Origin of the sequence: Aeromonas sp. 1HA1, assembly GCF_029237385.1 — a bacterium.
GTDB lineage: Bacteria > Pseudomonadota > Gammaproteobacteria > Enterobacterales > Aeromonadaceae > Aeromonas > Aeromonas popoffii.
Genome location: NZ_JAACGC010000108.1, coordinates 1 through 7942, shown reverse-complemented (window position 1 = coordinate 7942; position 7942 = coordinate 1). Strand labels below are relative to the sequence as shown.

Annotated in this window: 7 protein-coding genes and 1 pseudogene; 6 read left to right on the top strand and 2 right to left on the bottom strand. The window is 62.8% G+C overall.

The window, feature by feature from the left end:
- Window positions 1–111 precede the first annotated feature (111 nt).
- Window positions 112–1164 carry a phage portal protein gene (locus GWQ22_RS20165; protein WP_275931441.1) on the bottom strand — a complete coding sequence of 351 codons (1053 nt, stop codon included), beginning with the start codon at window positions 1162–1164 and terminating at the stop codon, window positions 112–114.
- 10 nt (window positions 1165–1174) lie between these two features.
- Window positions 1175–2968, bottom strand: a pseudogene (locus GWQ22_RS20160) (terminase family protein); the annotation flags it as partial.
- A 180-nt stretch (window positions 2969–3148) separates the two neighbouring features.
- Here GWQ22_RS20160 and GWQ22_RS20155 point away from each other — a divergent pair.
- The 6 genes from GWQ22_RS20155 to GWQ22_RS20130 all read left to right on the top strand — a co-directional run.
- A complete protein-coding gene (locus GWQ22_RS20155; RefSeq protein ID WP_275931440.1) occupies window positions 3149–4075 on the top strand; it encodes a GPO family capsid scaffolding protein in 927 nt (308 codons plus the stop codon).
- Window positions 4076–4085: 10 nt separating this feature from the next.
- On the top strand, window positions 4086–5183 hold the full coding sequence (locus tag GWQ22_RS20150) for a phage major capsid protein, P2 family (protein ID WP_275931439.1): 1098 nt from the start codon (window positions 4086–4088) through the stop codon (window positions 5181–5183).
- Window positions 5184–5186: 3 nt separating this feature from the next.
- Complete coding sequence (gene gpM / locus GWQ22_RS20145; protein ID WP_275931438.1) at window positions 5187–5912, top strand: phage terminase small subunit; 726 nt, start codon at window positions 5187–5189, stop codon at window positions 5910–5912.
- A gap of 106 nt (window positions 5913–6018) precedes the next feature.
- Window positions 6019–6480 carry a head completion/stabilization protein gene (locus GWQ22_RS20140; protein ID WP_043139054.1) on the top strand — a complete coding sequence of 154 codons (462 nt, stop codon included), beginning with the start codon at window positions 6019–6021 and terminating at the stop codon, window positions 6478–6480.
- Entirely contained in the window at window positions 6477–7007 is a 531-nt protein-coding gene (locus tag GWQ22_RS20135) for a phage tail protein (protein WP_275931437.1), read from the top strand. Before GWQ22_RS20140 ends, GWQ22_RS20135 begins: the two co-directional genes overlap by 4 nt.
- Window positions 7008–7019: 12 nt before the next feature.
- Window positions 7020–7942: DUF2586 domain-containing protein (locus tag GWQ22_RS20130; protein WP_275931436.1), on the top strand; the 923-nt coding region annotated here is incomplete at its 3' end.

Below are 7942 nucleotides of genomic sequence, written 5' to 3'. Positions count from 1 at the left end.
ACGGTGCGTCTTGGTGATGCGCCCCAACTCCCCACATTCCCGACAAAATACCCGCATGCTTCCCCCATTTCCGACGACATAACCGCCCGATTATACCCGCCAGCTGGGTTTTCACACAGTGGTAGCCACCTCCAACGATCGGTTGAAATCCACCTGAAGCCGGCGCGGCAGGTTGGCGCCGTTGATCGCATCCTGAATAAGCTCGCACAGCGGGATCACCTCGTTGCGCGCATAGGTCCGGTCGTACTGCTCCGGGTTCCCCAGGCCCCCGCTGCCGTTGGCCGGGATGATGCCGGCGAGCGCGGCCGGGAACCGGTGCGCCGTCAGCACATCCTGGGCGGTGATCGCCTTGATGGCCGCAAATTCGTCTTTGGTCGCGATGTCCCCCACCGGAATAAGCTTGATCCCATCGGGCTTGCCTCCCGGGATATTGACGAACATCGAGCGAAAATTCCCGACCCCCTTGGAGCTGGCGATCATGTCCTTCATTTCCGCTTCCTGGTCATCGTCCATGTTCGGGTCGGTGGCATAGAAGATGAACCCCATGTGGGCCCCGTTGAGGAAGTATTTACGCCGAAACAGGGTTGCGTCTTGGTTGAGCAGGGCCGACTGCAAGCCCCCCAGGTAATCGGGCTGGCCATACACCTGCTGCACCGGGTCATATTGGGCAAGCCAGATAATGTCCTCGCTGACATAGCGCTTGTAACTGCCGTCCCGCTGCAGCATCAAGAAATTGCCATCCTGGCAGCGGCGCAGGTAAAGGCTCGACAGAGGGTAGAGCCCCACCACCTGGCCAAACCCGTTGCGCAGCTTGAGCAAGGCCGCGTCCCCAAACTGCAGCAGGTTGTGCACAAACGCGGTGATCACCTCCCGGGGCACCCCTTCGCTGCTGATAAACCGCCCGGAGACCATGTTGCGCCGTGCCATCAAGATAGCGCCGTGGTGCGCATTGGCGCGGGCCACCTTGGCCAGGCCCTTCCTGTCGATGGGTGGCAGGTAATACTCGCCCCATGGGCTGTAGAACACGTCCGTGTAGTCGGTCATCCAGGCAGTGGGATCGATGGGTTCGGGAATGGAAAAGCTCACGGCGGAACGGGTGCTGGGAACATGGGATGGGGTACTGGGCCGCTGGGCCCGCTGATGAAAGCACTGTTTGCGGCTCATGTTTTCCTCGTTTACTGATGGCCCAGGTGGACTTGCGGCGGCGTGATGTATCGAGCGGTTCGTTGTCCACTGCGTGGGCGATGGCAAAGAACACATCGGCGTGGCCGGTCTCGCTGCTGCGCGAGGCGCGGAACGTCATCTGGCCGCCACCGGTGGTGGTGCGTTTGATGCTCATGAAGGCGAGCGGGATCTCGATGTCCTCCTGATCCCACTCGATACGGTCTGACTCGACCACGTCCACCATCTTGAGGACCAGTCGCGCCTTGCTCTCCACGTTGTAGTTGATCGGGGTGATGGTGGACTTGAACACGGGCTGCAGCAGGTCATAGACCCCGCTGCCGACCCCGGACACGTCGATCCCCAGATAGGTGACCCGAAACTTCTTGGCGATCTTCTCGATCTCACTCGCCTGGTAACGGAAGTTCATCCCGCGCCAGAAGTGCTTCTCCAGCACCCGGAACTTCTCGCCCGGGAACAGCGGCGGGGCGACCACTACCAGGGTGGCGTTATCACGGGTACGGCTCGGGTCATAGCCCAGCCACACCTCACGCTTGCCAAACGGCTCGGGGTGGCCCGGGGTGTAGTCGCTCCAGTTGCTGATAGTGGTCTGGGCCCGCTCCATGTGCTGGAACTTGAACACCGATGCTTCATCGTCCACAAAGGCGCACATGTAGAGGTGATCGAACACTTCGATCGCGGTCTCTTCGCGCAGCGCCTCGATGTCGATGAGGGTAAACCCGCTCGATACCGCGGCTTCCAGGGTGAGGATGTAACGCCACACCCGATCCGGGCAGACCCGACCACCGTCACGCAGCTCTGCCTCGGTCGGAAACTCGATGGCCTGGCGCGTCGGATCCTTGCCCTTCCAGTCATCCCCGGTCCACAGCTTGTAACCCCCGTGGGCCTTGCTGGAAGGGGTGGAGAAGAAGGTCTTGCGCCAGTGGGATTGCGAGCCCATGCCGGTGGCCACGTCGGTGACCGCCTTGAAGTTCTTGATCCAGAAGTATTCGTCGGCGTAGAAGTTGCCGGTGTAACCCTGGGCACTGTTGGCGCTGGTTGAGCAGAACACCAGCTGCGCCCCGTTGGAGAGCACGATCGGGTTACCACTGAGCTCAACCCCCAAGAACGTACGAGCGATGTTGATGATGTAGGAGCGGAAGATCTCGGCCTGGGCGCGGGTAGCGGACAGGAAGACCTGATTGCCGCCGGTCAAAATGGCATCCTCCAGCGCTTCGCCGGCGAAATAGTAGGTCATGCCAATCTGGCGGGACTTGAGGATATTGCGGGTGCGCGGCATGGCCGGGTTATTCTTGACGTCACGCACGTACCGCTGGTGCGGGAACAGCGAGGCCAGCCACCCTTCAAAATCTTCCGGCGTCAGGTCATTGACCCAGTTCTTGGTCTTCTTGCCGCCGCCTTTCTTCGGTTTACCCTCCCCACGCCGGCGGCTCCCCTCGCTCGGTTCATCTTGTGGCTCGGCCAGCTGACGGGCCTTGAGGGCGTGCTCTCGCTCGGCCAGCTTGACGGCCTGATCTTTGAGGGCGCAGTGGTGGTTGATGAGCCGGTCCATTTCGGCCAGGTCGGCGTGATTCTTCTTCGACTTGACGGCCAGCGCCTGGTAGCGTCGGGTGATCGCATCCTCCAGCGCTTCATCACTCAGCAGCTCGGTCCAGCCGTACTTCTCGGCCCACAGGTACACCACTCGCACACTGCCAAGGCCCAGCTCGGCCTTGATTTCCTGTGCGCTCCAGTGGCGCAGATAAAGCCGCCGGGCGGTTTGTCGTACCTCTTCTGTATAGGCCATGAGGCTCCCCAGTCTTGATTGCTGGGGCTCATGATACTGAGCCGATCCCGCCCATCCCGCCGCCTTCATTCGGATGAATTCGGATAACCCCCGCTATCCGAAATCGCCCGAACGCATGTGAGTGCTCCCCCTCTTCTGCCCCGATAACCTGACGCCACTTCGACGCAACAGGGGGCCGCCGTGCCAACACCAATAGATTCATCACTGCGCACCGGCTGGGTGGTGATCGCCACAGAAGGTCAGTCCGTGGATGGCCGCGAGATCTCGGCCAAGTGGATCACCGACATGGCCGACACCTACGATCCGACCTTCTATTGCGCGCAGCTGTGGCCAGACCATGAGAAGTGGGGCGAGAACCTGGGCTACGTGCAGGCCCTCAAGGCCGACAAGGTAGACGGCAAACACACCCTGTTCGCCATCCTCTGCCCGACCCGCGACCTCATCTATCAAAACCAGCGGGGCCAATACAAGTTCTGCTCCATTGAGCCGCTGGATAACTTCACCGGTCAGGGCAAAACCTACCTGTTTGCCGTAGGGGTCACCGACATCCCGGCCAGCACCGGCACCACCATGCTCAAGTTTTCCGCCAAACACCCCTCCCCGGCCGTGGGCCAAAGCCAGGCGCTGGACTTGTCCGGCTTCTCTTTCCCCGAGGACGAGCAAGGTGCCCCTGATCGCGTCTCGCTCCTGCACAAGGTGTTCAACTTCCTGGGCGGCCACGGCGCCCCCACCGAGGTCCAGCCCAGCGACGCCCCGACCCGACCCCAACCCGAGGACAGTACCGACATGAACGAAGAACAGATGAACAAGCTGGCGGGGATGTTTACCGCACTTGGCGCCCAGATTGACACCTTTGGCGCCAAGGTCGATGCCATCGGGAAGACCAAAGAAGATCCCGCGGTTGAACCTGCAGTCGCACCCCTAGCGACCCCAGCGGCTGCACCCTCCATCACTGCCGAGCAGTTCAGCGCCCTGGAGCAGACCATCAAGGGATACGGCGACCAGGTCGCGGCCCTGAGCGCAAAGATCGAGACATTCTCGGTAGAGACACCGAACCAGCGCCCTGATGGCCTGGGCGGTAGCGACACCCACCCGACCGTTTGCTGAGGAGCGCCCAGTGAGTCAAACCAAAACCCCGCAGGCAGAAAAGTGCCTGAACCACTACAACACGCTGCTCGCCAAGGCGTTTGGTGTGCCCGAGAACGCGCTGGCCAAGCAGTTCTCGGTCAGTGAGCCCATGGAAATGGTGCTGCGCAGCGCCATCCTTGAATCCACCAGTTTCCTCGGCCTCATCACCTGCCTGGACGTGGATCAGCTGACCGGCCAGGTGGTGCAAGTGGGCGCCAGTGCGCTGCACACCGGCCGCAAGGTAGACGGGCGTTTTCGCCGCAAGATTGGGGTCGATGGCAACAAATTCAGCCTGACCGAGACCGATTCCTGTGTCCGTCTGGACTGGAGCACCTTGTGCACCTGGGCCAACTCCGGCAACCCGGGCCAGTTCGTGCAACTGGTGTCCGAGTTCACTAACCAGGCATTTGCGCTCGACATGCTGCGGGTCGGCTTTAACGGCACCCACATCGCCGACGACTCTGATCCGATCAAGCACCCGCTGGGTGAAGACGTCAACAAGGGCTGGCAACAGCTGGCGCGTGAGTGGCATGGCGGTAGTCAGGTGGTCAAAGCCCCCACCGGCGACAAGATCTATTTTGACCCGGACGGCCACGGCGACTTCAAGACCCTGGATGAAATGGCCTCAGACCTCATCAACGCCACTATCAACCCGCTCTATCGCACCGATCCCCGCCTGGTGATCCTGGTCGGTACCGACTTGGTCGCAGCAGCCCAGGCCAAGCTCTACAGCGAGGCCACCAAGCCCACCGAGCAGATCGCCGCGCAGCAGTTGGCCAAGTCCATTGCCGGTCGCCCGGCCTTCATCCCGCCCTACTTCCCGGCGAACGGGATGATGATCACCACCCTGGCCAACTTGCACATCTACACCCAGCGCAACACCCGCAAGCGCAAGGCCGCCGACAACGACGATACCAAGGGCTTTGAAAACCAATACTGGCGCCAGGAAGGATACGCCATCGGCGACTATGAAGCCTTTGGCAGCTACGAAGAGGCCGATGTGGTCATCGCCCCCCGCCCTGCTGCAGCACCGGCCGGTGCTGACGCCCTGGTAGACGCTGACGCCCAAGCAGAGCCGGAGGCATAACCCATGGCCCTCTCTCCTGGCATGCGTCACAAGCAACAGGTATTGGCCCAGTTGGGGGCGGCGCAAGCCGCCACCACCGGGCAAGCCACCGGTCTTGTGGCCAACAGCCTGCACCTGCAGCTGATTGCCCTGGAGCAGGACATGCGGCGGCTCAAGGCACTGGCGCGGATGAGCGACAAGGTGGCGATGAAACGGGATGAATTGTTTCCCAAATATCGCCCCTACGTGGACAAGTACCTGGAACTGGCAGCGCTCGGCACCGTGTACCAGAACGAGCTGTTCCAACGCCTGATCATCTGGGCGTTTGATATCGGCGATCTGGATACTGCCATCAGCTGGGCGCTGCTGGCCATCGAGCAGAACCAGCGCACCCCGGGCAACATCAAGCGCGACTGGGCGCACTTCACCGCCGACACCGTGCTGGGCTGGGCCGAGGAACAGGCCGCACTGGGCCATGGCGTCGAGCCTTGGTTCTCCCGGGTATTTGACAAGGTGCGGGGCACCTGGCGCCTCAACGAACAGGCCACCGCCAAATGGTACAAGCTGGCCGGCTGCCTGCTGCTACGTGACAAGGACGAGGTCGCCCGTCCCAGCGCCCTGGCAGACAGCGCCACCCTGGAGCAAGCCGACCACTGGCTGGCGCTCGCCGAGAAGACCCACAGCAAGATTGGGGTCGGCACCCTGCGCCACAAGATTGCCATGCGCCTGCGGGCACTCAACCCAGAATAACGACTCCCACGCCACCGCGCCCCGGCGGGGATGAGCCTGCAGCCTGACCGCTCGCACTGCGCTCAATCCCGTGGCCTCAGGGGCGCCCCATTTGATAAGGCAGCACATGATCTCTGGCAAAAGCATCCACTACAGCGAGCAGACCATCACCAATGACGGCTTTTGGCCTGACGTGGTGTGTGGCGACTTCGAGCGCCGGCGCGCCCTGCCCGCCGACATGGACAGCGATGCCATCAGTGCCGCCCTGCTGGCAGCCGTCAGCGAAATCAACCTGCAGCTGGTTCGCCATCAAGCCACCTTGCGGGCCCAGGGTTTCACCGAGTCACGGCAAGTCCCCGGGCCCCGCATCGCCGGCGGCAATAACGCGCTGACCGAGACCTATCTGGCGGCCGTCTTTGCGCGGGCCAAAGCCATGCTGCTGCCAGAGTTCGCCACAGTCACAGAACGGGATGCCCGCAAAGACCTGGCCGAGCGGGCCCCCGATCTGCGTGAGCAACTGCTGGCCGAAAGCCAGCAGCTGGTGCGCAGCATCAAGAGCAAACACCGGATCGGGGTCTCGATGATATGAGTGAGACCGGCTTTGCCCTGCATGCCCAGGGCTACTTTCTGTCAGCCCTGCACCGCGAGCTCGAGCGCGTCTTGCCCGCCCGTTGTGCCCGCTCACTCGACAGCTGGATGGAGGGCGGCACCCTGCGCCTGGAGCCCAAGGACATGGGGATCACGGGCATGGATCTCGCCTGGCTCACCTACACCGCCGTGTTTTCCCTGGAAAACTTGCCCTTTCGCGAATGCCGGACCGAGACCTTGCTGGCCGTGGCTGCCAGCTGGATCCAGGAGCACGACAACTACCGCGAGCAGTTCGCCTTGCCAGAGCCCAGCTATGCCGTGGTGCCCAACGACGAGCACAGCGCGGACATCGAGCTGGAGGTGCAGTTCGCCGAGCCCCTGCGCATCGTGGAAGACCCCAGCGGCGCAGTTAACTGGCTGGACAAGACCTGGTCCGTCGCCCCCTTTGATGTGTGGGTGGCCGATGAGATCACCCTCTCGGTGGCCGGCAGCGCCCACCCCGTCTACCCCCCTAACCCCGAGACTTAAGGAGCCCGCGCCATGTGGCCTTATGTACAGATCAACAACTTGAACCAGATGCAGGGGCCAGTGACAGAGGTCGAGCGCCATCTGTTGTTCATCGGCAGCGCCGCCAGCAACACCGGCAAGCTGCTCTCCCTCAATACCCAGTCCGACTTTGATCAGTTGCTGGGCGCCGCTGACAGCGAGCTCAAGGCCAACCTGCTGGCCGCCCGCGATAACGCCGGCCAGAACTGGACCGCCGCCGCGTACGTGCTGCCCACCGACAAGCCCTGGCTCGATGCCGCCCGCGAGGCGCAGCAGACCCAGTCCTTTGAAGGGATCGTGGTGCTGGGGCAAGCGTGGGACACCGCGAGCCTCAACGCCGCCCACGCCCTCAACCAGGAGCTGATCGCCAAGTGGGGGCGTTGGCAGTTCATGCTGCTGGCGGTGCCTGGCATTACCAACGAGCAGGACTGGCCCGCCTACGAGGCCACCCTGGCCGCCCTGCAGGAGGGCATCAAGGCCGACTCGATTGGCCTGGTGCCGATGCTCTGGCCAAACCTCATCGGGGTTTATGCCGGGCGCCTGTGCAACCGGGCGGTGAGCATCGCCGACAGCCCCTGCCGGGTGAAGACCGGCGCCCTAGTCGGCCTTGGCAACAAGCCGGTGGACAAAGACGGGATCCCGCTGCCGCTGGCGACCCTGCAGACCCTGGAACAAAACCGCTACTCGGTGCCGATGTGGTACCCGGACTATGACGGCCTCTACTGGGCCGATGGCCGCACCCTGGACGTTGAGGGTGGCGACTACCAGGTGATCGAGAACCTGCGCATTGCTTACAAGGTGGCGCGCCGTACCCGTATCCGCGCGATCGCCCGCATCGGGGATCGCGCCTTCAATTCCACCCCGGGCAGCACCGCCGCCGCCATCACCTACTTTGGCAAAGACCTGCGCGAGATGGC

Bases quoted from the DNA above. Each gene is read 5' to 3' on its own strand.
- GWQ22_RS20165 (WP_275931441.1), bottom strand. From the start codon at position 1,164: ATGAGCCGCAAACAGTGCTTTCATCAGCGGGCCCAGCGGCCCAGTACC.
- gpM (WP_275931438.1), top strand. From the start codon at position 5,187: ATGGCCCTCTCTCCTGGCATGCGTCACAAGCAACAGGTATTGGCCCAG.
- GWQ22_RS20140 (WP_043139054.1), top strand. From the start codon at position 6,019: ATGATCTCTGGCAAAAGCATCCACTACAGCGAGCAGACCATCACCAAT.
- GWQ22_RS20135 (WP_275931437.1), top strand. From the start codon at position 6,477: ATGAGTGAGACCGGCTTTGCCCTGCATGCCCAGGGCTACTTTCTGTCA.